The sequence below is a fragment of the Lysobacter fragariae genome, assembly GCF_054779775.1.
Genome location: NZ_BAAGXP010000006.1, coordinates 262,418 through 287,310, shown reverse-complemented (window position 1 = coordinate 287,310; position 24,893 = coordinate 262,418). Strand labels below are relative to the sequence as shown.

Annotated in this window: 25 protein-coding genes; 12 read left to right on the top strand and 13 right to left on the bottom strand. The window is 63.9% G+C overall.

The genetic code is table 11. The features are described 5' to 3' along the window. Positions 1–205: 205 nt before the first annotated feature. Entirely contained in the window at positions 206–682 is a 477-nt protein-coding gene (locus tag ACYVD7_RS07345; protein WP_460761030.1) for an iron chaperone, read from the bottom strand. A 234-nt stretch (positions 683–916) separates the two neighbouring features. Between ACYVD7_RS07345 and ACYVD7_RS07340 the strand changes: the two genes are divergently transcribed. Continuing rightward, a complete protein-coding gene (locus ACYVD7_RS07340; protein WP_460761027.1) occupies positions 917–1,396 on the top strand; it encodes a VOC family protein in 480 nt (159 codons plus the stop codon). Positions 1,397–1,422: 26 nt separating this feature from the next. On the opposite strand, the gene ACYVD7_RS07335 is transcribed toward ACYVD7_RS07340, so the two are convergent. Continuing rightward, positions 1,423–2,619: an MFS transporter gene (locus tag ACYVD7_RS07335; protein WP_460761024.1), complete on the bottom strand. Its 1,197-nt coding sequence runs from the start codon at positions 2,617–2,619 to the stop codon at positions 1,423–1,425. 203 nt (positions 2,620–2,822) lie between these two features. On the opposite strand from ACYVD7_RS07335, the gene ACYVD7_RS07330 reads away from it, so the two are divergent. The 5 genes from ACYVD7_RS07330 (at position 2,823) to ACYVD7_RS07310 (ending at position 4,928) form a co-directional block, all read left to right on the top strand. Beyond that, entirely contained in the window at positions 2,823–3,188 is a 366-nt protein-coding gene (locus ACYVD7_RS07330; protein ID WP_460761021.1) for a hypothetical protein, read from the top strand. A gap of 71 nt (positions 3,189–3,259) precedes the next feature. After that, entirely contained in the window at positions 3,260–3,913 is a 654-nt protein-coding gene (locus ACYVD7_RS07325) for a hypothetical protein (RefSeq protein ID WP_460761019.1), read from the top strand. Positions 3,914–3,927: 14 nt separating this feature from the next. Beyond that, positions 3,928–4,257 (top strand): heavy-metal-associated domain-containing protein, encoded by a 330-nt coding sequence (locus ACYVD7_RS07320; protein ID WP_460761016.1) that lies wholly within the window; start codon positions 3,928–3,930, stop codon positions 4,255–4,257. Continuing rightward, positions 4,250–4,648, top strand: a complete 399-nt coding sequence (locus tag ACYVD7_RS07315; protein WP_460761014.1) for a hypothetical protein — start codon at positions 4,250–4,252, stop codon at positions 4,646–4,648. The genes ACYVD7_RS07320 and ACYVD7_RS07315 overlap by 8 nt, the downstream gene beginning before the upstream one ends. Positions 4,649–4,694: 46 nt before the next feature. Next, positions 4,695–4,928: a GDCCVxC domain-containing (seleno)protein gene (locus ACYVD7_RS07310; protein ID WP_460761011.1), complete on the top strand. Its 234-nt coding sequence runs from the start codon at positions 4,695–4,697 to the stop codon at positions 4,926–4,928. Positions 4,929–5,068: 140 nt separating this feature from the next. Here the strand turns inward: ACYVD7_RS07310 and ACYVD7_RS07305 are convergent, their stop codons facing one another. The 4 genes from ACYVD7_RS07305 to ACYVD7_RS07290 all read right to left on the bottom strand — a co-directional run bounded on the left by ACYVD7_RS07305 (position 5,069) and on the right by ACYVD7_RS07290 (position 9,343). Further along, positions 5,069–6,025, bottom strand: coding sequence for an MBL fold metallo-hydrolase (locus ACYVD7_RS07305; RefSeq protein WP_460761009.1), 957 nt, complete (start codon positions 6,023–6,025; stop codon positions 5,069–5,071). A gap of 198 nt (positions 6,026–6,223) precedes the next feature. Further along, a complete protein-coding gene (locus tag ACYVD7_RS07300) occupies positions 6,224–7,390 on the bottom strand; it encodes a hypothetical protein (RefSeq protein WP_460761006.1) in 1,167 nt (388 codons plus the stop codon). A 67-nt stretch (positions 7,391–7,457) separates the two neighbouring features. Beyond that, positions 7,458–8,876, bottom strand: coding sequence for an MBOAT family O-acyltransferase (locus tag ACYVD7_RS07295; protein WP_460761004.1), 1,419 nt, complete (start codon positions 8,874–8,876; stop codon positions 7,458–7,460). Between the two features lie 8 nt (positions 8,877–8,884). Continuing rightward, positions 8,885–9,343 (bottom strand): cupin domain-containing protein, encoded by a 459-nt coding sequence (locus ACYVD7_RS07290; RefSeq protein WP_460761001.1) that lies wholly within the window; start codon positions 9,341–9,343, stop codon positions 8,885–8,887. 131 nt (positions 9,344–9,474) lie between these two features. Here ACYVD7_RS07290 and ACYVD7_RS07285 point away from each other — a divergent pair, with 131 nt between their 5' ends. The 3 genes from ACYVD7_RS07285 to ACYVD7_RS07275 all read left to right on the top strand — a co-directional run bounded on the left by ACYVD7_RS07285 (position 9,475) and on the right by ACYVD7_RS07275 (position 14,739). Continuing rightward, complete coding sequence (locus ACYVD7_RS07285) at positions 9,475–11,631, top strand: winged helix-turn-helix domain-containing protein (protein ID WP_460760999.1); 2,157 nt, start codon at positions 9,475–9,477, stop codon at positions 11,629–11,631. 520 nt (positions 11,632–12,151) lie between these two features. Then, on the top strand, positions 12,152–12,850 hold the full coding sequence (locus tag ACYVD7_RS07280; RefSeq protein ID WP_460760996.1) for a hypothetical protein: 699 nt from the start codon (positions 12,152–12,154) through the stop codon (positions 12,848–12,850). 539 nt (positions 12,851–13,389) lie between these two features. After that, positions 13,390–14,739, top strand: coding sequence for an FG-GAP repeat domain-containing protein (locus ACYVD7_RS07275; protein WP_460760993.1), 1,350 nt, complete (start codon positions 13,390–13,392; stop codon positions 14,737–14,739). Between the two features lie 201 nt (positions 14,740–14,940). Here the strand turns inward: ACYVD7_RS07275 and ACYVD7_RS07270 are convergent, their stop codons facing one another. Beyond that, a complete protein-coding gene (locus ACYVD7_RS07270; protein ID WP_460760990.1) occupies positions 14,941–16,548 on the bottom strand; it encodes a hypothetical protein in 1,608 nt (535 codons plus the stop codon). A gap of 312 nt (positions 16,549–16,860) precedes the next feature. Between ACYVD7_RS07270 and ACYVD7_RS07265 the strand changes: the two genes are divergently transcribed. From ACYVD7_RS07265 to azu, 3 genes are all read left to right on the top strand, one after another. Then, positions 16,861–17,613 (top strand): hypothetical protein, encoded by a 753-nt coding sequence (locus ACYVD7_RS07265; protein ID WP_460760987.1) that lies wholly within the window; start codon positions 16,861–16,863, stop codon positions 17,611–17,613. A 139-nt stretch (positions 17,614–17,752) separates the two neighbouring features. Further along, positions 17,753–18,346 (top strand): tRNA (pseudouridine(54)-N(1))-methyltransferase TrmY, encoded by a 594-nt coding sequence (trmY, locus tag ACYVD7_RS07260; protein ID WP_460760985.1) that lies wholly within the window; start codon positions 17,753–17,755, stop codon positions 18,344–18,346. Between the two features lie 137 nt (positions 18,347–18,483). Then, positions 18,484–19,122 carry an azurin gene (gene azu / locus ACYVD7_RS07255; protein ID WP_460760982.1) on the top strand — a complete coding sequence of 213 codons (639 nt, stop codon included), beginning with the start codon at positions 18,484–18,486 and terminating at the stop codon, positions 19,120–19,122. 125 nt (positions 19,123–19,247) lie between these two features. On the opposite strand, the gene ACYVD7_RS07250 is transcribed toward azu, so the two are convergent. The 6 genes from ACYVD7_RS07250 to ACYVD7_RS07225 all read right to left on the bottom strand — a co-directional run bounded on the left by ACYVD7_RS07250 (position 19,248) and on the right by ACYVD7_RS07225 (position 24,867). After that, positions 19,248–20,237, bottom strand: coding sequence for an FG-GAP repeat domain-containing protein (locus ACYVD7_RS07250; protein ID WP_460760979.1), 990 nt, complete (start codon positions 20,235–20,237; stop codon positions 19,248–19,250). 15 nt (positions 20,238–20,252) lie between these two features. Beyond that, a complete protein-coding gene (locus ACYVD7_RS07245) occupies positions 20,253–20,654 on the bottom strand; it encodes a hypothetical protein (RefSeq protein WP_460760977.1) in 402 nt (133 codons plus the stop codon). Between the two features lie 150 nt (positions 20,655–20,804). After that, positions 20,805–21,929 (bottom strand): CapA family protein, encoded by a 1,125-nt coding sequence (locus ACYVD7_RS07240; RefSeq protein WP_460760974.1) that lies wholly within the window; start codon positions 21,927–21,929, stop codon positions 20,805–20,807. A 252-nt stretch (positions 21,930–22,181) separates the two neighbouring features. Then, complete coding sequence (locus ACYVD7_RS07235; RefSeq protein WP_460760972.1) at positions 22,182–23,087, bottom strand: Mbeg1-like protein; 906 nt, start codon at positions 23,085–23,087, stop codon at positions 22,182–22,184. A 353-nt stretch (positions 23,088–23,440) separates the two neighbouring features. Then, on the bottom strand, positions 23,441–24,088 hold the full coding sequence (locus ACYVD7_RS07230) for a GNAT family N-acetyltransferase (RefSeq protein WP_460760969.1): 648 nt from the start codon (positions 24,086–24,088) through the stop codon (positions 23,441–23,443). A 494-nt stretch (positions 24,089–24,582) separates the two neighbouring features. Then, entirely contained in the window at positions 24,583–24,867 is a 285-nt protein-coding gene (locus ACYVD7_RS07225; protein ID WP_460760965.1) for a hypothetical protein, read from the bottom strand. Positions 24,868–24,893: the final 26 nt, after the last annotated feature.

The following is a 24,893-nucleotide window of genomic DNA, read 5'->3' as shown; positions in this document are numbered from 1 at the left end:
CGCCCCCGGAACGAACGATTCCCCAGTACGGCGGCGCTGCAGACGGCGCAGTATAGGGCGACCAGCGGTCGAAAACAGCTTACAGGCGGTATCAGGCCGCCGAGGACTCTCCGGGGAAACACCGCCTGCGCCTGAGCCGACACCCTGCCCGCGGTGCGGCCCTGGCCCGCCGCCCACCAGGCGCGCACCCATCTGCAGGGCAGGCTCAGCCCATGGCCTGTGTCACCAACGCGCCGATCCTTTTCTCCGCATCGGCGTTCAATACCGTCAACGCAAACGCGACCGGCCACATCGCACCATCATCAAGCCGGGCCGATTGGTTGAAGCCGAACGTCGCATAGCGCGTGCCGAATTTCTGCGCGCTCTGGAAGAAGCAGACGATCTTGCCGTCCTCGTTGGCATACGCGGGCATTCCGTACCAGGTCTTGGGCAGGAGCGCCGGCGCGTTGGCCTTGACGATGGCGTGCAGCCGCGTGGCCATGGCACGGTCCGGCGCCTTCATCGCCGCGATCTTCGCGAGCAGGTCGCTTTCGCCGTCCGCCTTGGTCTTTTCCGCCTTCAGCTCCCGGGCGCGCTCTTTCATTGCGGCCCGTTCCTCAGCCGTGAAGCCCTTCGACGCCTTGTCGGTCGCGGCGGGTTTCTTCGCGGATTTGCTGGTGGCCTTCTTCGCTGCTGGGCTCATGGACACTCCTTGTGCTGACCTGGATTGGAGACATCAACAGCGCGGACCCTAGCATCCATGCCGACAAGGGAGCGCATTTTCGTTTGAACACGCCAATGCTTGCGGGTACGTGGCGAAGTGTTCCCTACCCCCCTGCTTTTTGCCCGTGCATGCACATCCCCCATGCTATGGAAATGGCGTAATGCGCCAACGCCCGTTGCACGCATGCACCGCCCCGCCCGCAGGAGAAGCGAAATGATCAGCAAGAACACGATCTGCCTCTGGTACGACGGCACGGCGCTCGATGCCGCGACGTTCTACGCCAAGACGTTCCCGGACAGCGCGGTGGGCGCGATCCATCGCGCACCGGGCGACTTTCCCTCGGGCAAACAGGGTGATGTGCTGACCGTCGAGTTCACCGTGCTGGGCATCCCCTGCCTGGGCCTCAACGGCGGGCCGGGGTTCAAGCACAGCGAAGCGTTCTCCTTCCAGGTAGCGACCGACGACCAGGCCGAAACGGACCGCTATTGGAACGCGATCGTCGACAACGGCGGCCAGGAAAGCGCCTGCGGCTGGTGCAAGGACAAATGGGGCCTGTCGTGGCAGATCACGCCACGCGTACTGACCGAGGCGTTCACCGGCCCCGACCGCGCGGCGGCCAAGCGCGCGTTCGACGCGATGATGGAGATGCGGAAGATCGATATCGCCGTGATCGAGGCGGCGCGGAAGGGCTGAGTTCCAGAATCTCGCCATCCAACGAATCACTCAACCAGCTTGACGCGCTGAAACACCGCCAACAACGTCAAGTCGTAGGCAATCTTGAGAACCCCGCATACCAGCAAGGGTGCAGCCAAATACCCTGCGGCAAGCATTGCGCCACTCAAGGCGGGACTCACGGCCGCGGCGAGACTGCGCGGCACCAGCGTGTATCCGGCAGCGGCCGTTCGCTCTTGTGCAGACACCACGGACATGACATAGGCCGACCGGGTCGGAACGTCCATCTGCGACAGGAGTGCGCGCAATAGCAGCAAGCCCAGCGCGAGTTCGAGATTGGGTGCAAGTGCCGCCGCGATGAGCGCCAGGCTGGATGGGATGTGCGTGAACACCATCGTGTTGAGCAACCCGATCCGCTTGGCGATCCATGGTGCGGCCAGTTGTGAGAGGGCCGTCATCAGGCCGGCCCAGAAGAAAAAGCTTCCCGCTGCAGTCAGTGAAAGATCGAAGCGCTTGAAGAGCCACAACGCGAGCAGGGACTGAACAAGCAAACCGCCGGCAAAAGCATCGACGGAGAACAGCATCGCGAGCTTCACGACGAGCGGACGCGACTTGCCCAGTCCAACGACAGGAGGATTGGGCGCCTGGTCGGGGCCCGGTAATTTCCGATAGAACAACCAGATGACGAAGCCGGCAAAGGCATAGACCCCGAACATGCTGCGCATCGCAGGCAGCGCGCCGACTCCCACTCCCGCCAGCTGCTCCGGCGCTGCCGCGGCGAGCGCTCCCAACGCGGCGCAAATGGCACCGGTCAGGCTATAGCGGGCAAACAGCCGCGTTCGCTCGTGTCCTTCCGCGGCATGGGCCAGGCGCGCATGCTCCAGTGGCAGGAACACGCTCACATCGCCAGAACTCGGGTTCAACGTGCCGACGAATGCCACGACGATCAATGGCCAGAAGTCCGAGAACAAGGCGAACGACAATCCTGTCAGTGCCATCACGATGGCCGCCATGCGCAGCAGGTGGGCGCCATGCAGTCGATGGCCCCATCTGCTTACCAGCAACGTCATCAGCGCCGAGCCAAGCAACGTCGCCGTGCTCAGCAAGCCCACCTGTACCGTGCCTAGTCCCAGAGCCAGCAGATAGGCCGGGAGCACTACCGCAACAAAGCCGTCGACGAACGCGCGAATGCCTCGCCCCAGCAGCAGGAGCTTCGCCTCACGATGGTCGACAGCTGCGTCCAAGAGAAGACGGCCAAGGAAGGGATTTGCCCATCTTAACGGTCGACCCGACCGTGACTGGGCAGGCTCGGGAAAGTGCTCGCGGCCTCCTCAATGCCGGCTCCGGGGTGCCAGGAGCAGCCGCTCGCGCATCCCTTGACCGGATTCAGTAGCCGATGGCTGGCACGCGGCCTGCTGCCAGGCAGCGCTAGAATTACCCCATGTCGTTGCGCCTGCTGACCCGCGTCGCCCTGCACTGGCTTGTGATCATCTCCATGATCACGACGACGCTGGCGGCGCCCGTGGAAGCGGCGACCGACACGCTGCAAAGTGCTGCAGCCGCGCAGATGGCCGCCGCCATGGCGGACATGCCATGCGATGACATGGGCACGACCACGACCGCGCACGACATGCCCTGCGACTGCTGCACGCCGGCCTCCTGCGACCTCTCTGCCTGCCTGGGCACGGCATGCCTGCCGCAGTTGCCGCAAATGGTCATGGGCATTCCCGCAGCGACGATCCAGGTGCCGTGGAATGCGCCGGCGCCGCCGTCACGACTGATCGATACGCCGCTTCGACCTCCGATCGCGTGACCTCTCCGTAACGACGATCCGGACGCCCTGCGTCCGCACGCCGCCGTATGCGGCGATCACGGAGAACACCCATGCAATTCCCCCTGCGCTGGGCAGCGATGACGCTGCTCGGCCTGTTGCCCGTGCTGGCAACGGCAAAGCCGATCGCGTTCGCGAAAGGCACGACGGTCATGGCCGAATACGGCGCCGGAACCATGAACGAGGTGCAGCTGTTCTACGCACCGCGCTATTGGTACTCGGTGGGCGGCGGCTGGCTCGACCTCAGCAGCGAAGACGGCAGCAAGCAGCGTCACGTCACCTACCTGCGCGGCAACCTGCTGGTGAAGCGCTGGAACCTGCCCGGCGCGCAAGCCAATGTCTTCGCCTGGGGCGGCCTCGGGCGCGCCACCGGCAATGATTTCGACGGCAGCACGCTCGCGCGCAACGTCGGCGTCCAGGCCGATTACGAGACCCGTCGCGTGTACGGCGCATTCCGCTCCGACCTGCAGGAAAGCGATCGCTACTCGCATCGCATCGACACCCTGCAGCTGGGCTGGGCGCCGTACAAGCACGACTACGACACGCTGGCCACTTGGTTCGTCGTGCAGGGCCGTCGCTATTCCGGCGACCTGTTCGATGGCACCGAAACCGCACTCCTGGTCCGCTTCTTCAAGCGCGGCACCTGGATCGAGGTCGGCGCCACCACCGACGGCAAGCTCCAGGCCATGGCCATGTTCAATTTCTGATCAGGACTCCTCCCATGAACCGATTCAAGTTTCTATTAGCCGCACTGCTGTTGGGCGCTTCCTCATCCGCGATGGCGAAGACCGTCGAGATGGACGTCAACGGCCTCGTCTGCGGGTTCTGCGCCCAGGGCATCGAGAAAACGCTGAAGGCCCTGCCCGCCACCGAAGGCGTCTTCGTCAGCCTCGAACACCGCCTCGTCGCGGTGAAGCTCAAGGACGGCGCCGACATCGACGACGAGGCCCTGCGCAAGGCGCTCAAGGACTCCGGCTACACCGTGGTCGCGATCCATCGCACCGAACACTCGCTAGACGAACTCCGCCAGCGGGTGAAGCGCGATGACTGACGCGATCGATGCGCAGGTGCCGCTGCGCCGCAACCTGGGCGTGGCGTTGCTGACCCTGCTCGCCAGCGGCGGCACGCTGGTGTGCTGCGTGCTGCCCGCGGTGATGGTGGCATTGGGCGCGGGTGCAGCGTTGGCCGGACTGGTGACGGCGGTACCGCAACTGGTGTGGTTGTCGGAGCACAAGCTGGCCGTGTTCGGGCTGGCCTTCGCGCTGCTGGTGCTGTCGGGGGCGATGTTGTGGCGCGCGCGTACCTTGCCGTGCCCGGCCGATCCCGCGCTGGCCCGGGCATGCACGCGGTTGCGGCATGTCAGCGTGGCGTTGTGGTCCGTCGCCACGGCGTGCACCACACTGGGCGCCGTGTTTGCGTTCGTGCTGCCGGCGTTGCAATGAGGCAACGGGAGGGCGGCCACCCGCCCTCCTTCCACTGGATATCCGAATGACAGCCCTGCAATTGCAAAGCCACCTGACCTGCCCACATTGCGGCCACAAGAGCCTGGAAACCATGCCGACCGAGGCCTGCCTTTTCTTCCACACCTGCGCTGCATGTGGGGAAACCCTCAGCCCGAAACCGGGCGACTGCTGCGTGTTTTGTTCGTTCGGCAGTGTGCCGTGCCCACCGATCCAGCGGCAGGGCTCATGCGGGGCGCCAGGATGCGGAGGTCCCGGTTGAACGGCGCGCGACTGCCCGCCTTGGATCGATAGCGATTCGATCCGGCGCCCGCTCACTGAACAGTCGCAGGGCCGAACGTCTTGCTAACACCCGGAAGCGGTCGCCGGATGGCGCAGGAACCAAGTCCGAAACGTCGGCAATCACCACTCGCCGCGTCGATGGTTCGAGACCCAGCGGTACATGCCCATGATGTTCAGCGTCTTCATCGTGTCGAAGCCGATCCACTTCTTCGTTTCGTCGCTGAACTTCACGTTGCGATAGAGCTGGTCCCACGACTGCCCCGAGCGCACCAGGTCCAGCACCTGCTGGTGCAGGTCGACCATGTAGGCGCGCAAGGCGACTTCATCGGGCTTGGTCGCGGGCGAGTAGTGGCCGACATCGATGAAGTCCACGTCCTGCCTGACCACCCAGTCGAGTGTCTCGATCCAGCCGGGGTAGTAGAAGTCGAGAAAGTCGTTGTACGGCATCGACTTGCTTTCGCACACGTCGGTGCACTGCAACGCTTTGTACTTCGGGAACAGCACCATGATCATGCTGTCCGAATGGCTGGGGGCAACCCGATGCAGCAGCACCGTTTCGCCGCCGAGTTCGATCTCCATGTCGGTGTCGAACACGCGATCCGGCACGGCCGTGGGGATCTTCTCGCCGACGATCGGTTCGACCGCGCGCTGGTTGGCGACCACGATCGCGCCATCCTGCTGGAACACCTGGCCACCGCTGATGTGGTCGGCATGGCCATGCGTATAGACGACGTACTTCACCGCCGCGTTGAAGCGCTTGCGGATTTCGTCGCGCAACCAGCCGGCCGTGCAGGTCGCCGCGGGGTCGATCACCAGGGCGCCTTCCCTGGTGATGAGCACAAGGCCGCTGTGCACGGCCAGGCCAGCGCCGCTGGTGTGTCGATAGAGATTGCCCTTCACCTGATCCAGCCCGCGCGGCATGTCGGGACAGTCGGCACCGGTGAAATCGGGCAGTGTCACGCGGTTCGCATACTGCGACTGGTCGACAGCGATGCCGTTGTCGGCGGCCCGGGCCTGCGGAATCGGCGTCAGCGTGATCGCGAACAGTAGCGATAGCGGGAGGAAGTGCTTCGTCATGACAAAGTCTCCTTGGCGGCAGCCAAGGATAGTCTCCCGACCGGAAGGGATGTCAGCTTCCGGTCGGGAGCCGTCGCTTCGCTCGATGCCCGCAGCCGGCCACGGGCAGACATTCATGCCTTCCAACCGGATGGCTGCTTGGTTCCGTGAGCTCGGTTTGGCCATGTGGTAGCAGCTGTTGGAGTCTGCTTCGCCGCCTTAGCGACCCGCTGCGACCGGGTTGGTTGTGCCCCCGTGTTCCTGCTCGAACCGGCGCTTTGCCAAGGGTGCCAATGCTGCGGTAAAGCGTCGGGTTTCGGATGCCGACAGATGCGACCAGTCCGGTATCGCGTATCCCTGCAGTTCGGAATGGTCCTCGAAGTGGATTCCCTCCGCGCCGGTGCGCGCGAGTAGCCGATCCCAGGTCTCTTCGCGAGGCATCCACGCGCGTTCGTAGACGAGGAACTCTCCGCTGCTGGGCGGCCGGAGAAACACCACGCGCACACCCCGCTGCCGGAGCGAAGCCACGGCCCTTACGGCGCGACCGATTTGTTCGTCGATGACGTGACGCTTCTTTTCCGCGGTGTCCATCTTCGGCGGTGGCGGCGCCACGAAGCGCTGATGTCGTCTACGCAGGATGCCCTGTCGGTACGCCAGGTCGGTGTCTATCTTGCTCCACAGCGAGGTATTGCGGTCCTCGTCCTGGACGAAGAGCTTGGGCATGGAAGCGTTCTCGCGCAGTCCGGGGCGCTTCGGCCAATCCAGGCGCTTGACCACGTTCACCAGTGAGAAGTCCGGGTCGTAGAACGCGAAATACGGTTCGATGAACCGCTTCGAGAGCCAGTGACCGCTGCGCTGCGACGGTCCCTGGTGGTGGTAATACTCCGGCAACTCGCTGCGACTGCCCTGTCCGCTGAAGAACAGGTTGGGCGTCACGCCAATCAACAGTCGGCCGGTGAAATTGGGATCATCCGCCAGGTCCTCCAGCATCGGCATGGGCGATGTGCCCTCCAGCGCCAGCTGGATGGGCCGCTCGCCCGTAATGGCTTGCCATTCATCCAGGTTCACGTCCGACAGTACTCGAGAAGAACCGATCAGCACGGTCTTGCCGCCTTCACCTTCGTCGATGCGTCGGCGCTGCACCGCCCACGATCCGTCGCTGTTGCGGTAACCGGGCGTGGCCCCATACGCACGCCAGTTCGCCTCCCATGCCAGCATCAGCAGGACGAAGACACACAGCGCCGCAAGCAGTATCCCGCTCCATGGACGCGGCGGGATGTCGCGCTCCGGCACGGGTTGCGCTACGCCGGGTCGATCCGCTGCAGACAGGCGGGCGAACCCCGGCCGCTCGAATCGTTCCGGAAGCGCGATGCCCTCGGCCGCCATGGCCAGGCCAGAACTGGCAGCGCCAGAACTCGCAGCGCCTAAACCGGCAACTCTTGAACCGGCAACGCTAAAACTGAAAGTAGATGAAGGCATTGCCCGCTCCCTGTACCGCCACGATTGCAAACGCCATCGCACCCAATGTCGCCGCCAGCGGCACCGGATGCTGGCGAGCCAGCATCTGTTCCAGCGTGTGCGTCCGCATCAGCCAGTGTGCTGCGACAACGCCGGTGACGATGACCAGCACCATGACGATGTGCATGTAGTTCAGCATCGGCACCGCATTCGCGTTCAAACCGAACATGCCACGCAGCACGATCCACGCCGCGGCGAAGGTCTTCGCACGGAAGAACACCCAGGTGACGTTCACCAGCCCGTAGGTGAGCAACCCAAGACCAAAGAACGCCACCGGTCCCGGTCGGTAGCCGGCGAAGCGTCCACGCAGCCAGCGTTCCGCCGCCAGATACAGGCCATGCAACCCGCCCCATGCGACGAATGTCCAGCTCGCGCCGTGCCACAAACCGCCCAGCAGCATCGTCGCCATGAGCGCGAAGTACGTGCGCGCCGGACCCTGCCGGCTCCCGCCGAGCGGGATATACAAATAGTCGCGCAGCCACGCGGAAAGCGTGATGTGCCAGCGTCGCCAGAAATCCGAAAAGCCCACCGCCGCGTACGGAAAACGGAAGTTGTCCGGCATCGCGAAGCCCAGGCACATCGCGGCACCGATGGCGGTCGTTGAATAACCAGCGAAGTCGCAGAAGATCTGCCCGCTGAATGCGAGCGTGCCGACCCACGCATCCAACACACCAGGCGCCTTGCCTTGCGCGTCGTAGACCGCTTCCACGGCCGGGGCGAGGAAGCCATCAGCCAGGACGACCTTCTGGAACAGTCCCAATGTCATCAGCGCCAGGCCGAAGCACAGCTGCTGGGCGTCCACGCGACGCGGCGATTCAAACTGCGGCACCAGTTCCGTCGGGCGCATGATCGGCCCGGCAACGAGGTGCGGGAAGAACGTCACGAACAATGCGTAATCGAGGAAGCGGGTTGCCGGCTTCGCCCGCCGCAGGTAGATGTCGAGCGTGTAGGACAACGTGGCGAACGTGTAGAACGAAATGCCTACCGGCAACACGATGTCCAGCTTGGGCGGCTGGTACGCCACGCCGAGGGAGTGCATCAGCGCGGCGAAGTTCTCCATCGCGAACCCGCCGTACTTGAAGTAGCCCAGCATGCCGAGGTTGACCACGATCGACAGCAGCATCCATGCCCGCCGCGCATGGGGGCTCGTTGCATCGACCAGTTTCCGCGCGGCCCACCAGTCGACCACGGTGGAGATCCATAGCAGCACGACGAACGGTGGATTCCATGCCGCGTAGAAAAGGTAGCTGGCGACAAGCAGGTTGCCTTTCTTCGTCGTCCAGCCCAGCGGTGAGTGGTGCAGCGCCAGCACGCAGGCGAAGAACACCACGAACGTCAGCGAGTTGAAGACCATGGGGCCTCCTACGACTTCGGGTTGCCGCACTCCCGCTCCGCGTGCGGATGGGAAGTCGGTGTGCCCGGCGGCACCAGGAAGGTCTGGGCGGTGACGACATTGGCGGTCGTCAGGTTCTTCCCGCGGTGGGCGCGGCCCGCCGGCTCGTGGAATGCCTGTCCCTGCGTGTAGGTCTGTTCACCGCCGCAACCATCCTCGATGGTGAGTGTTCCTGAAATCACGATCGTGTAGACGCCTGCGCCGGGGTGCTGGTGCCAACCAAGCACTTCGCCGGGGGCGATGGTCAGCGTGCGCATGGTCACGACGGCGGGGCCGCCGATCAGGTCCGAGTACGCCATCGTGCCGGTGCCGATGATCCGCGGCGTGGCGGCCTGTGCGGACAACGCCGCAAGGCTGGTGGCGAGGAAGGCGGCGGTGACCGTGGTATTGCGGCGCCTCTTGCCCGGATGTGTCCTGGTCTGGCCCATTTCGCTTTCTCCTGTTGGCCGGGGTTTCCCGTGCAACAGGCTGCGGAACGGCGGCATCCAAGCCCATGATCGAATGTTGATATTCTGCTGATATCGGCCTCCGACGGCAGCAAACCCCATCGAGTGCATGCATGCAGAGCCATCGCCTGGGTGATTTCGAGGTGGACCCGGCGGCCGGCGAAGTGTCCGGCCCCGCCGGCCGCGAACAGCTCGATCCCAAGGTCATGCAGGTGCTGCTTGTCCTGGCGCAGCAGGCCGGCCATGTCGTCACTCGCCAGGAGTTGCTGGAGAAGGTCTGGCCCGGCGTGGTGGTCGGCGACGACGTGGTGTCGCGCTGCATCTATCAGTTGCGGCGCCACCTGCGGCAGGCCGGGGGCGACGAGCGCCATGCCGCCATGGTCGAGACGCTGCCCAAGCGCGGATACCGGCTGAACTGCGGACAGGTGACCGCGCCATCGCCAGACGCCGTCCGGGAAGTCACGCACGTGGATCCCGTCGACGCACCCGTACGCGACGCGGCGCCGGAGGCGATCCACCCACGTACGCGGGGCTATTGGCTCCTCACCGCAGGCGTGGCCGTTGTCCTTGCCGCGATCGTTGCCGGCGCCGCCTTCCTCCGGCGCGACGGCGACGCTTGGCAAGACCCGCTCGCCAACGCGCGCTTCACCCGCGTCACCGACTCCGAAGGCGTAGTGCCCGGCGTCGCGATGTCGCGCGATGGCAGCCTGATTGCTTACCTTGCCCGCCTCGACGGCCGGGTCGATGCATGGATCAGCCAGGCCGGCACAGGCCGGTTCCGCAACCTCACCCAGGGCCGCGTCCCCGAGATCGACAACCCCGCGCGCACTTTGGGCTTCACTCCCGACGCTTCGCAGGTCACAACGTGGACCCGCATCCTGGATCCCAACGGCAAGGAGTTGATCCACACCTGGGTGGTGGACGCGGCCGGCGGGCAACCGCACCCCTACGTCGTCGAAAACGCTTCGGAGGTCGCCTGGTCACCCGACGGCAAGCGACTGGTGTACCACCCGGCCGCGCCCGGCGACCCGCTGTTCGTGGCAGGCATCGACGGCACGGCGCAGCGGCAGATCCATGTCGCGTCTTACGGCGTGCACTGCCACTTCCCGATCTGGTCGCCGGATGGACGCTCCATCTATTTCGTCCAGGGACATCCGCCGGACAAGATGGATCTGTGGCGGATCGCGGTCGACGGCGGCAAGCCCGAACGCATCACCTTCCACGACTCGCGCGTCTCGTACCCGGTGTTCCTCGATGCGACGACGCTGCTCTACCTCGCCACGGCGGAAGATGGTTCGGGCCCGTGGTTATACGGCCTGGACATGCGCAGCCGCATCCCCCACCGCATTGCCCTGGGACTGGAGCAGTACACCTCGCTGGCCGCCAGTTCGAACGGGCGTCGTCTGGTCGCCACGCGAACCACACCGCGGACAAGCGTGTGGCGAATCCCCGTGATGGAGCGCGTGGCGAACGAGACCGACGCCAAGCGCATCCCGCTGCCGGCTTCCGGCGGACGGATGCCGCGCCTGGGCCCCGACTATCTCCTCTTCGTTTCGGGCGATGGCAGTGGCATGCGCCGGTTGGCTGCGCGCGACAACGCCGTGACCGAACTGTGGAACGGCAAGGGAAGCCGACTCGTCGCAGGCCCGGCCATCGACCGCACCAGCCAGCGCATCGCCTTCTCCGCGGCACGGGACGGAAAGACGCGGCTGCAGGTGATGAACGCCGACGGTAGCGGCCTGCACACCCTCGCACCCGACCTCGAAGTGGAAGGCGCTCCGGTCTGGTCGCCGAACGGCGACGCGATCCTGATCGCGGCCGAACAGGGACAGGACACGCGACTGTTCCAGGTACCACTGGATGGAGCGCCCATCGTTCCCATCACCGCCGACTATTCGCGCGACGCAACCTGGTCGCCCGATGGACGTTTCCTGGTCTACAACGGCGCCGAGATAGGACCGCAGTTTCCCGTCAGGGCCATGTCGGCAGATGGGCGTCCCCGCTCGCTACCTGATGTCGTCTTGCCGCGTGGCGCCCGCCGGCTGGTCTTCCTGTCGGGCAGCAACGGCCTGGTGGTACTCAAGGGCGACGCACGCAATCGCAACTTCTGGCTGGTGGATCTTGACACCGGCAAGGAGCGCCAACTCACCGATTTCGATTCCGGTTTCCCGATCGACAACTTCGACGTATCCGCGGACGGCCGCGAGATCGTCTTCGACCAGTTGCGCGAGGAATCGGACGTGGTGCAGATCGATCTGGCGCGGCGATAGCTGCCTGCATCGGGCAAATGTCCGACGGCAACGGTGCGTCCACCCGAATGGGTGATCGCCCGATCCCGGCCGACGCCTTGGCCCAACCGCGTTGGTTGGTACTGACAGGGCAGTTAGTCAGGAGGACGCCATGAAGCGGGCAGCCCCAGCTCTCTTACTCGCATTGCTCTTGCTCGGATGCAGCGAGGCCGAGGAAGCAACCCCCGCCCCTACCGAACCGGCCGCAACCGCGCCGGGCAGCGCTGCCGCCACCGCGGACACAACCAGTACCGATGCTGCCGCCAGCGCCGCAGATGCCGCCACTGCCGCCGTAGATGCCGCGGCCACCGATGCCGCTGCGGCCGATGCAGCAGCGGCAGCGGGGGAAGCGGCAGCCCCTCCCCCGGATCGAGGGATGGAAGACAGCGTGGACTCGCCCGACGAAGCCATTCCCGACACGCCAGACACCGGCCCTCCGCCACCGACGCCGAAGCACTAGCGAACGGAGGCAGGGATGTCTGCGCCAGCGAGCTCACGGCGAATGAAGCGGCCTGCCTCGGGTGAGACGCGGCTTGGCTTCTTCACGCTTGATTGGAAGTTGAACGTCTCCGCCTTGTTGGCAGTCGTGCTTTCGGTCTCGACCCTGATGCTCCAGGCATGGGGCTACTGGCAGGGCGCGGTCGTCACCGTGCAGCCTGCGCAGCGCCTGTACCTGGTTACCGACAACGAGGCCATCCGAATTGGTGCTCGAATGGTCTACACCAATGATGGAACCGAGCGCTACAACGCACTCGTGCTCAGCGAGTCGGTGGTGATGTCCCTTGGCGAGAACAGATTCGTGCAATGGGCCGAAGAGCGGGGACGCTTCGCAGAAGAAACCCGCGAAGGAGCCAAGCATGCGGTCCTGCTCGACGCCAGGGATGCGGCCCCATTCGTCGTGCCCGGGATGCAACTTGTCACGCATGACGCGTATTTCGCCGCACGCGAGCGTTCACCCCCGGAGAAGCAATGGGTGGACTACCTGCCAAGAGAACGCTTCGTTCAATTGCTCGAACAGGCGTTGCAAGACCGCGCGGGCTCGGTGGATTTCACGTTCGTTGCAAAGACTCGCCAGATCTCCGGGTTTTTCGCCGGAAAGGAAAGCACTCTTGTCACGCGATGCTCCATCACCCTGGACAGAGGGCTGATCAATCGGATGCGAGCCGACCAGTGGACGTCGCGCTCTTGCAGGAGCCGGTGATTGGGAACAAATGAGCCCGATTCCAAGGAAAACGATGCGAAGCCATCCCATCACTACTTTGGTGCTCTTCCGGTCCCTGGAATTTCATGCGGCGCAATTTCCTTGCGCCCTACGGGCTGCTCAATTCTTTGGTGGCCTGCAGCCTTCCCCCAAATGAGTGATTGACTCCGCGGCGCCGGGGGCGCCACCTGAATCGAGCGCCCGCAGGCGCTCGCTTGAGGAGGTGCGGCTTGCACGCGGCGCTTTCCACGCTTTTCGTACTGCTCGCCGTGCCTTCGGTGGCAGCCGGTGGCAGTGACTTCGACGGCGATGGTCACTCAGATCTGTTCTGGCGCAACGCCAGCACCGGAAGCAACTCGACCTGGCAGTCCGCGGACGCAACGCAATCGCACGCGACAGTGGGCGTCGCCGACCTGCACTGGAGCGTCGTAGGCGAAGGCGACTTCGACGCCGATGGCCACTCGGACCTGTTCTGGCGCAACGACGGCACGGGCGCCAACGCGATCTGGCGCTCTGGCAATGCCGCCATGCCAAGGGGCGTGGCCAGCGTCCCCAACCTGCAATGGCAGGTCGCGGGCATCGGCGACTTCGACGGCGATGGCGGGGCCGACGTGCTCTGGCGGAACCTCGTCACCGGCGCGAACGCGATCTGGAAGTCGGCGCTCGCTTCGAGCCAGCAGGGCATTTCGTCCGTTGCCAACCTGGACTGGGTTGTCGCCGGGATCGGCGACTTCGACGGCGACGGCAAATCCGACGTGTTCTGGCGCAACACCGCCACTGGGGCGAATGTCATATGGCGATCGGCAAGCGCACCTTTGCAGCGCAGGGAAGCCACCGTTGCTTCCGCCAGCTGGCAGGTGGCCGCGGTTGGCGACTTTGACGGCAATGGCAGCAGCGATGTGTTCTGGCACAACCTCGACACTGGCGGCGACGTGATCTGGTGGAACGGCAACGCGGCGATGGCTGTCGCCACGACGGGCGTTGGCGATCCGACCTGGCAGATCGCCGCCACCGGCGATTTCGACGGCGACGGTCACGATGATGTGCTGTGGCGCAACTTCTACACCGGCGCAGGCACGATCTGGCCAGCCGGCTTGCCGGCGTCCCGCCGATCCATCGCGCCAGTCACCAACCTCGACTGGGCCATCCTGCCCTTCGAGGCACAACCTACAGCCCCCCTGTTGTCCATCGCCGCAAGCACCGCGTTCGCCGAGGGCAACGTCGGCAGCCGACAGGTGCCGCTACCACTGCGCCTGTCGCACCGGTCGGTCCTCCCCGTGCTTGCGGGCCTCGACATCTACGACAAAGGGGAATGCGTATCGTGCGCCAGCACGGGTTCCGACTATGCCGCCGCGAATCTGCCTGGACTTTTGATCGCGCCTGGGCGATTGCGCACGGTGGCGCCAGTCACCGTCTACGGCGACGGCATGGCCGAAGCCAATGAAGTCTTCGCCGCGGTGGTTTACGCAGCAAGCGGGGCGCGCATGGTGCACGGCACCGGCTTCGTCACTCTGCTCAACGACGACGCGAACACCGTGTGGATCGACGACGCCAGGTCCACCGAAGGCAATAGCGGCACGCACCCGATGCGCTTCACGCTCCAGCTTTCCCGGGCATCGGGAAACAACGCGGGCGCACATGTGGCGACAGCAAACTTAGGTGGTGTGCTCCAGGCAACACCCGGCATCGATTACGTCGCCAAGAGCGTCGATATCGCCATTCCAGTGGGCGCGACATCGGCAACATTCGATGTCGTCATCGTCGGTGATCTCGTCCACGAACCCATCGGAGAAAGCTTCGACGTGGTCCTGTCGGGTGTCGTCGGCGCCATCCCTCTGGGGAACGCGCGGGGCTTCATCATCGACGACGAGCCGCCCATCATTCCGTAGCTGCTGCTGCGGCTTGAAACGCGACAACGCCAATGCGCGGGCCGCGACGAGAGAAAAGCCGGCCCTGTACCCCGGAAAAACGCCCGCAAATGCGGGCGTCTTTTTTTCGGGGCCACCATGACGGCGGCGGCTTACATGTTGGACATGAGGGGGCAGGTTCATTTACCACCACGGATAAATGAGCCTGACCCCTTTACCACTTTATCGCTGAGGCTTGGCCGCCTGACGCGGGCGCGGGTGTTTGGCCTGCCAATCCTTGAACCAGGTGATTTCGCTGGCCTGTCGTTTCGGGTCTGCATGGCCGAGGAAATCATCCACGGCGTCGTACATCTTCGGATTGCCAGAGTCCTTGTACGCCACGGCGCGCAGGCGCCAGGCTTCATCATTGCCGGGAAAATCGACCACGAGCTTTTCCGTGCACTCGGCCATCTTGTCCAGTTCATGGGTGAACCAGTAGCTCCTGCACAGGATTTCGTTCCCGTCGCCACGCGTTTCGGCATCGTCCATTGCCTCGATCGCGTACTCACGCGCTTCCTTGTAGCGCTGCAGCACATCCAGGCTGCGCGCCAACTCGAGGGACGCCCAGCCATGTTCCTTCTTCAACGACCTGGATCGCTTGGCGTCCTCGATCGCAAGCTCGTATGCCCCCATCCTGCGCAAGGCGGTCGCCCGGTCGTAATACGCATCGCCGTCCCGCGGGTCGAATCGGGTCGCCTGTGACGCATAGACGAAGGCATCCGACGAACGCTTGAGGTTGATCAATGCGCGTGATGTTGTCTGCAGGTAGCCGGGGGAAATCAGCACGGCGCGCTCCAGTACGGGGGCGGACCTTGCGAAATGCCCTTCCGCCCTGTCGTTCGCCGCGTCATACCCCGCCTGGGCATTGCGCAAGGCAGCCAGGGCCGGATTGTCGCCTTCATGGGCACGAGCCATTGCGACCAGCGCGCGCATCTCCTCCTGCGATCCACCCCATTTGGGTTGCGTCGCCCACACCAACGAACCCATGACCCGGTACGACGCCGGGTCAGCTTTGAGGCATAGCTCGGTGCCAACGCGCTGCGCCAGGGCACTGCTGCTGGCACCGACGGAAATCAGGCGCTCGCATGCCGGCAGCAGCTTGGGATTGTGCTTCAGCGCGAAGTCCAGGTCCGGAATCGACCGACCGAAAAACTCGTCCATGCGTCTGACTTTGTCCTGCGGTGTCTCGCGCATGAACTGGCCGCCCCGCGCCTCCCAGCCACTATCGATCAGCTGCCAGGCCCGTGCGGTCCGCGCGTAGGCGCTATCGGGGGACTGCCGGACCCATTCCTCGGCGACGGCGGCGGCGAGCGGGGAAGTATCGAAGATGTCATACGCCCGGAAAATGCGGTCCTTCTGCATCGGGTTCGCGTAGTGCGCTTCCAGCAACGCGGCATAGCGGCGGTCCAGTTCGGCGCCGCCGCCAGGTTGCTTCAGGACGGTGTCCAGTTCCTCAAGCGATCCCTCCGGCGCCACCAGTGCGCACAGGCGATCGACCATCTCCTTCGGCCATTCGTTGCCGGGTAGCTCAGGGTAGGCAAGGCAGCGTTCCTTGGGGTCCTTCAGGGTTTCTGCCTTCAGGACACTCGTCAGGTATTGCGCGAAATCCTTGGGCGTAAATATCGATTGCTCCCCGGTTGCCGTCGCCGTCTCCGTCGCGGGAATCGTCGGAGTGGTCTGGCGTTTCGCCGCATCCGGCGCTGGCACCCGCTTCGGATCGATGCTCATGCCGGTGGTCAACACGGTCGCCAGCGCCAGCACGAGCCCCATCGAGAACTTTCCCATCTCCATCCCTACGTCCTGCCTCTCGTCAGAGAAATTTGCATGTTCCGGCGGTGCTCGCCGGCCAACAGCATATCGCGCATGGCTGATCTGCCCGAAACCATCAACCTCGCAAACACATTGCGCCGCTCCCGCGCGGTGGCCCGTCGCCCCTTGTGCCCATCGCCCGCATGCTCATTGCGGTTGCGCTGATACCCCGCGACATTCTCGATGCGGCCCCTTCTCGCCTTCGGTCGAACGGATCAGTTTGATCTCCGTGTCCGGTTACCCAGTGCGGGTGAAAAATGTACGCTGGCCGCTGTTTTCCCGGGGAACCTGATCATGCATCCACGCGTTTCGCGCCCGTGTCTCGCCGCGCTCCTGCTTGCCATTGCGTTTTCGACCGGTTGCAGCCGTGACCCGCGCGACAACGACTTCGTCCACTACAGCGGCACCTCCCTGGAGGTCGAAGGCGTCGACTACCCCCGGGCCGCCAAGCCCGAGTTCCAGCCCGCGCGCGGGCGCGTGCTCGTCACGCCGAAGGAAGACCAGCGCGCGGCCGCCATCGCCGTCCTGCAGCGCTACGGACTGCCGCTTGCCGGCACCACAAAGGGCGGCATCCTCGTCGCCACGGTGCCCGAAGGTTTCGAATTCCAGTGGATGGACGCCCTGTCGCGTAACGCCCCGATCCTGACCACCGCCACCGACGATCCGGTGACACCGTTCGCGATCGAACCCGAAGCAGCGGCCGTGCCGGCCAGCACCGGCGTACCGGTACCCGATGACGAACCGCCGGCGGACGTGGTGCGCCGCCTGACCTACGAGATGTACGAAAAGCTGGAAGCCGCGGGCGGCGTAGCGATCCAGTCGACGGCCACCGGCAATACGGCCGTCGTCCACATGCAACTGGCCGACGTGCAGAAGGAATCGTGCAAGCGGCTGCCAGGAAGCAAGCCGGGCGAATACGAATGCGGCGTGCTGCTGAAAGTGCGCTCGTGCCTGAACCTGTGCGACCCCTCGGGCGAGGAAGCGCTCAACGATGCCAAGCGCATCGACATCCGCTGGGATCCCTCGGGCAAGTGGGTCCTGGGGTAAGAAACCGGGAACCAAGGGGCAGGTTCATTACCGCGGATGGGCAAACAGACAACCTGCCCCCTTTTTCGCTGCGACAATCGGCGAGCGGCGCGCCATGTGCCGCGCGTCACGACGCGACGACTATTGAGCCAGGACACACATGCGAACCTTTGTACTGAGAGCGCGGGCGGCACCCACGGACAGCCAGAAACTGCTGGCGTCCGTCGGCAAGGAGGCCCACACCGAAATCCTGGCGCATACGCTGATGAACGCGATCTTCGTGGCCCAGTCCCACCGCGCGGATGTCACGGTCTACCTGGTGCTGGAAAGCACCCAGGATTACTCCCGCACGATCCGATTCGAACCCGATGCAATGCATGACATCGGCGGTTTCGACGAGCGCGCGCTGCTGGGCAAGATCGCGAACGCGCTGGATGCTTCCAGGGGAATGGGCAAGGAAGAGACGCGACCGGTGGAATCGGGGGTGACGGTGCGCACGGTGAGCTTCGAACGGCTCGTGCAGGAGCTGGCCGAAGACCACCAGCTGTTCGTGATGGACCGGAAAGGCACATCGATTCGCGAGCAGGCGTTCCAGGGCAATCCCTGCTTCCTGCTGACCGACCATATCCCGATGCCGAAAAAGACCTTCCACAGCCTCGAACGCCTGGGTGCGAAGAAAATCGCACTGGGATCGAAGATGCTGTTTGCTTCGCAATGCGTGGTGTTGATCCACCACGAGCTGGACCAGCGATAACGCCGTACTGGGCTCAAAAGGACTCAAGGGTTCCAGGTTCAATTTCATCGCCCGTGAAAACAGCCCCGCTTCCGTTTTCACGCTTCGCACGTCCCCCGAGGCGAATGATGGCTCCCGTCCCGCACAGGAGCCCCATGATGAACGTCAAGATCGCCCTGATTGTCGCGTCGTGCGCCCTCGCGCTGTCGGCGTGCGGAGACCGCACGCCGAACGCCGAGCCTGACACTGCCACCGCCCCCGCGGCGACGCCCCCCGAAACCGCACCCGCTCCGCCCCCCGCCCCCGCTCCGGTGGAAACGGTGCCCGCCACCCCCGACGCCACGGCGACCACGCCGCCCCCGGCGGCCACGCCCGCACCGACCGCCAGCGCCAAGCCGCCCGCCGTGGTGTCCCACTGCGCAACGCAGATCGAAGGCACCGATGCCATGCAGTTCAACGTCGGCTCCATCACCGTCCCGGCCTCGTGCCGCAACCTCAAGATCACCCTGAAACACGCCGGCAAGCTGGCGATAACCGTCATGGGCCACAACGTCGTCATCGCCAGGACCGACGACATGCAGGGCATCGCCGCCGACGGCGTCACGGCCGGCCTGGCTGCGAACTACATCAAGGCCGGCGACACGCGCGTGGTCGCGCACAGTCCAGTGGTCGGCGGAGGCCAGACCACGTCGGTCAGCGTCCCCGTCAGCAAGATCAAGGACGGCGGCCCGTACGAGTTCTTCTGCAGCTCGCCGGGGCACTCTGCATTGATGCGGGGAACCATCGCCGTCCAGTGAGCGCGCTCTATCGCGGTGCAAAACAGGAGGATCAGGTTCAATTTCATCGCCCGTGAAAATGAACCTGGAACCTTTTTGCTTTCGGGTGATCACTACGTTCGCGAGGGCGAGGTGAGGTTTGCGGGTTAGATCCTTCCCACCGGGCCCGGACCACCCGTCCGCATCGGCGGGATACGGCAGTTGCGTCCATAGAAGATGCGCAGTGACGAGCTGACTTCCGCAATCACCACGTCTGGACATTTGTCCGAGTTGACGTCCGCGATCGCGATCGCATCTTCCATGTAGAAGTTATTTGTCCAGGGGTTGTCGTCAGTCCTCAGCTTGACGATCGGCGCAAATCCCGAAGGGCCCTGCAACAGATAGCCCAGGTAGTCATCGCTGTTGTACATCACGACAATGTCGGGATAACCGTTGCGGTCCAGGTCTGCTACTGCGTTCGCGCCCGGGTATTCATAGTAGCCAGACATCTCGAACAACGTCTGTTGGGTGAAGCTGTTGCCCGCTCCGCGGTATAGGACACGGACGCCCTTGGGCGTGACGCCCCTACCTTGGTCGGACACGACTAGATCCGCGCGGCCGTCCTGATTGATATCGGCAACGGTCGCACCGTTGATCGCACCGGACAGAAAGGGCTCGACGTCCAACAGAAAGGACGGCTGGAAGCCGGCGTTGGGCGTGCCAGGACGAATCCAGATACCCGAGTAGGATTGGGCGAAAAGATCAGGCAGGCCGTCGCCGGTGAAATCGACGGCGCCAGGTAGGTTGGAACCGTAGGGCGTGGCCACATGCGTCAGGGCGCGAAAGCCACCCATTCCGTTGCCATGGTACACATCAGCGCCGTACTCGAAGCTCTGCGCGTACACGTCGGGATAGGCGTCTCCGTCGGCGTCCACGGCTACCAGGTAGCGCGCCCAGCCACCGGCATACGCGGTCTGGACGAATCGCCCATCGCGTCTGGCTATGACCGCCAGCCCCGTTTCATCACCTACGACAATCTCGGCCACGCCGTTCCGGTCGAGATCGACAAGCTCCAGGCCGCTGCCCAGGTTGATGGCGCGATTGACATCCAACACTATTGGTGAGGCGAGCGTGCCATCCGCATTTTGGGCGTGCACGCGCACCTGAATCCATCAGGCGCTGGTCTGGAATCCCGAGGAGTTCATCGCCACCACGATGTCGAGGCGGCCATCCCCTGTCACGTCGCCTACTTCGACCTGTCCGGGAGCCCAATCAACCTCGACAGGCGACACAATGAACCGCTCGAACCGGAAGGCTGACGAGTCAGCGACTGCAGATCTCGGCAGGGGGCGGCGCCCACGAGCGACGCGACGCGCGCTGGGGATGCGGCGAGCCTCATCGGCTTGACGCGCACGACCTTCGTCGAGGCGACCCACACGGTCATCAACCGCCCACGAAGCCTCCGCTCGCGACGTCACCGAATGGTCAACGCGTTCCGGCGCAGCCGGAGTGCGCACCCAGAATCCCAAACCAACCAGCACGCCTAGCAGCAGGCACCAGGTTTTCCACGACATCGAATATTTTCCTTACGGCCGGACATGATCTCGACTCAGGCTCGGATTCTACCGTTGTGGGTGCGGCGACTGACTGACCAAGGGCCCATCGTCGCCATGCAGAGAACTCCGCTCTGGATCGTGTAAGGCCGAACTATCTCGGCCACGCGGCTATCGCTTCCACTGCACCACGAACGCGCCCCATGCCCCCTCCTGGACCTCACTGCCATAGGCCCGGCACTCGCGCTGCAGCATGGCGAGCATCCAGGCGCGGTCCTCTTTCCCCGCGCGGTTGACCCGGAACTTGCGGATGCGCGTAGGCACCAGCGCGAGTTCGCGCAGGTGGCCGCTGGCGATGTCCAACGTGGGGAAAACCATCAGGCCGAGTTCGCCGCGATAGGCCTCGTGGCCTGCGATGCCTTCGTAGTCGTTGAGGAAGTCGCCGCAGCCGTAGAGGATCGGCCGGTCGCGGTACACCTCGATGCCCTTGGGATGATGGGAGGAGTGGCCGTGAACGATGTCCACGCCGGCGTCGTCGATCAGGGCATGCGCAAACGCGCGTTGCTCGCGCGATACCGCGTAGCCCCAGTTGCCGCCCCAGTGCAGCGAGAACACGACGCGATCGCCGGGGCGCCGATAGCGGCGCACGAGCGCGGCGATACGCGCCACCGTTGCCATCGACAGGTCTGGCAGGCGATGCACGCCTGAACGCTCCGCGGTGGCCGCCCAGTCCGCGGGCACGCCGCTGTCGTCGGTGGCGGCGGCGAATACCAGCAGGCGCGCGCCGGCGCCCTCGCCCACCTGCAGCGGCAGGATCGCCGGCGCCTGCGCCGCGTCGAGGTCGGTGCCGGCGCCCGCGGTCGCTATCTTCGCGCGGTGCAAGGTGGCCAGGGTTTCGGCGAGGCCCGGGCGCTGCCAGTCGAGCACGTGATTGTTGGCCAGCGTGCAGCAGTCGATGCCTGCAGCCGCCAGGCAGCCGACGTTGTCGGGATGCATGCGGTAGTTGATGCCCTTTTCCCAGGGCGTGTCGCTGCGGGTGACACTGGTTTCGAGGTTGATGATGCGGACCGCGGGTCGCCGTCGCTGCAACTCTGCCAGCGCGTCACCCCACACATACGGGAACGACGCGGGATGCGGGATGTCTCCGCTCGCCCGCTGCGCGAGCGTCAGGTAGTCGCGCGCATCGTGCAGGTACGACTCGTACAGCCGCGACTTCGACGGATGCGGCAGGATCTGGTCGATCGCACGCCCGAGCATGACGTCGCCGCACAGGAACAGGGAAACGGACGTGGACATGCGCGAGGGCCGCGATTGCGATGCACTTGCCCAGGCGTTTGCGCGCGTCGCGAACGTCGCGACCCCGGCCGCGATGCCGCCCAACAGTCGCAGGAAGCGGCGACGCCCATGCATGGCGGGGAGCATAGGCGCGGGGTTGTTATGGCTGTATGCGGGTGGATGGGACCGGACCCGCAGCGCCAGGCATTCCCGCTAAACAAAGGGGGCGGATTCACCAAGAATCGACCGTGAATTCCTGCTTGAAGCAAAAAATTACTCCGGCCCACTTGATCTTTGACCATTGTCCTCGGGGCTGTTTGGAAATTTGATGTCGTAGGCCTTGCGCAACTCGACAATCTTCGCTGCGTACTCAGGCGAGCACCTTGAGCCGTCGGAACGCTCCAGGATCTGAAGGGGAATTGTTGTGGTGCTTTTTCGCCCGCCTTCCACGTGTTCAGTCAGATCGGCGTAGTGGAGAATTTCCCGGGTGATGACATACCTGAAATGGCGGTAGACAGAGCTGGCATCGATCAATTTGAATTCGGTCGTTCGTTGGTTCTTCGGGGCGCCCACATAATCCCAACGAAATGCATTCAAAATCTCGCCCTTGGACGATGCAAACCAGATGTTCGGTGTTTCATGCGTCCAGACGCCATCTCGTGGACTAGGATTAAAGACCCACGCCTCCTGTACCAAATCGCGTGTGTCGCGATGTTGGGCAACATGTGCTGCCAACCCGCCGCCAAGTGAGTGACCGGTAACAACGAGTCGAGTTCGAACAGGCAATGCACTAGCCACCCGCTCCACATAGCGCCTGGCTTGTCGGTACTGCTCCGGAAAAGGAGACAGATTGTGAAGAAGCCAGTCCCTGGTGTCGTTCGTGCCACGAAACGCAACGATAACTTCATCCGGCATTTCGTTGCCCAACTTGCGAGTGAAGGTGGCCGCATAGAAGCCACCATGTCCGTTGTTGGCGTCCGTAAGCCAATCCACCCTGGTAAGCACTTGGTCGCCGGAGAACGCGTGATCCAGTCCACCGCCGTCCTGTAAAACCAGGGTACTGGCCAAGGCGTACGGATACCCCCGCTTCGCGATGGGAAACATCGTCGACTTGGTAGCGCTAAAAGGCGGCTGGTGCTCTGGAATAGCGTCGAGGTAGCGCGTGTTGCACCAGACCATGCCTTCCTCAACCCCCCGATGTTTTGGGACCACAGCACAGCCCTGAGCTAACAGGCAGACCGAAGCTAAGACCCATCCTTTCATCCTGGCGCTCTCCAACCGTGGACATTTGGAGACAACGACGACCGGCCGCGGAAAAGGCCAATTACCAGTGGCGCAACATGTGGGCCAGAGTGAGTCCTTGCTTGAAGCAAGAATTACTCCGGCCTACTTTTTGCTAAGGCGAGAAATAAGAGAAATAAGGGGTCAGGTTCGAAATGGAGACGGAGGGAATCAAGCAAGGCTCCGACGCTTAATCCCTCCCTCCCCTTTAGCTCGGCGCAGCGAGGGAGCGGATTTAATTCCCTACGTCTTTAGTTGCAACCTTCCGGAATTGTTGCAGCAGCGAAGGGTGCAAGCACTGTCCAACCCAGGTTCGCATAGAGGTTGCGACCGTCTCCTGTCGCAACCAGGAGCTGCGGACTCGCAAGGGATTTCCTCGCCATTCCAAGAGCACTCATCACCGCGGCACCCAATCCTTTCCGCCTGTGATCCTGCGCAGTTTCGATTCGATCGTAAATGAAGACATCTGCAGTTTCTGCCGCGCATCCGGCTGCGGCCAGATCGCCATCCGGCGCGATGATGCAAGCTCGGGTGACAGGCCCGGCCTGATGAAGCTCCATCGTGTATCCATTCGGCAGAGGCTTTGTATCGAGGGCTGCCTCTGCCGCGATCATGAAATAGTTCGCTGGCTGGACCTCCCAGCGCGCTGGCAGTGCACTTCTCAGCTCCTCGTCAGAGCCGCACAGCTTCAAGTAATGTCGCGGAGCCGTAATGCCATGTGCGATGGCGCGCAACCCATCACATAGCTGCGGGAACACCCAGCGTTTCACTTCCTTGTCCGAGTGGGTATCTACCCGGAAGCCGCCGCGATCGTGAACAGGGGGCGGGGAGCTCCGGGCGATGGAATGCGCTGTTTGCCAGGCGAAAACGAGCTTTGGATCGATGTGGGGCAAGGTCATGGCTGATCGTATGTGGCGCTCAGATGGGGAGCATTCCCGACGACTACACGTGCCGTGCAATGTTGCCTCCCCGTCGCGACGTCTCCGTGACTTTTGACTAAAGCATCGCCCTGTCTCAGGCGCTAAGACGACAGCGATGGGGCAGCACGAAAGAAAGGCTAAGCAGCCACGGAAAGACGAGCGTTCCGCATATCCGCACGAAAGGTTCCAGGTTCAATTTCATCGCCTCTGAAAATGAACCTGGAACCTTTCTTCCTTTTCCATCGACCCCTGTTTTCCATCAGCCCCGTCCCTGGAGGTGCCGTGCGGCAGCCGCCGCCGCTGCCTGCAACACGCGGGCATAGACCTGGCGGGCCTGCCCTGCCTCAGACGCCGCAGTCTCCAGCCAGTGGATGTAGGCCGAGAGCAAGTCCCGCGCGTTGTATTGAGGGAAGAACAGGGGTCAGAGTACGAATTCGAAAAAAGTACTCTGACCCCGTTGACCCCGTTTTCCGTCAATTGCGTTCCTGGAGGTGCCGTGCGGCCGCCGCTGCCGCTGCCTGCAACACGCGGGCATAGACCTGGCGGGCCTGCCCTGCCTCAGACGCCGCAGTCTCCAGCCAGTGGATGTAGGCCGAGAGCAAGTCCCGCGCGTTGTATTGGAGCCCGAGGTCGTCGATCGTCTTTGCAACGGCATCTCGCACATGCCAGTCAACATTGGCGCCTGTCTCGGCCCGCTTGGCGAGGTCAGCGACTCTCAGAACATGCGGCGTGATTAGACCGACAACTGTGCCCTTCATTGGTTGGATCGACCTGATTTGTTCCG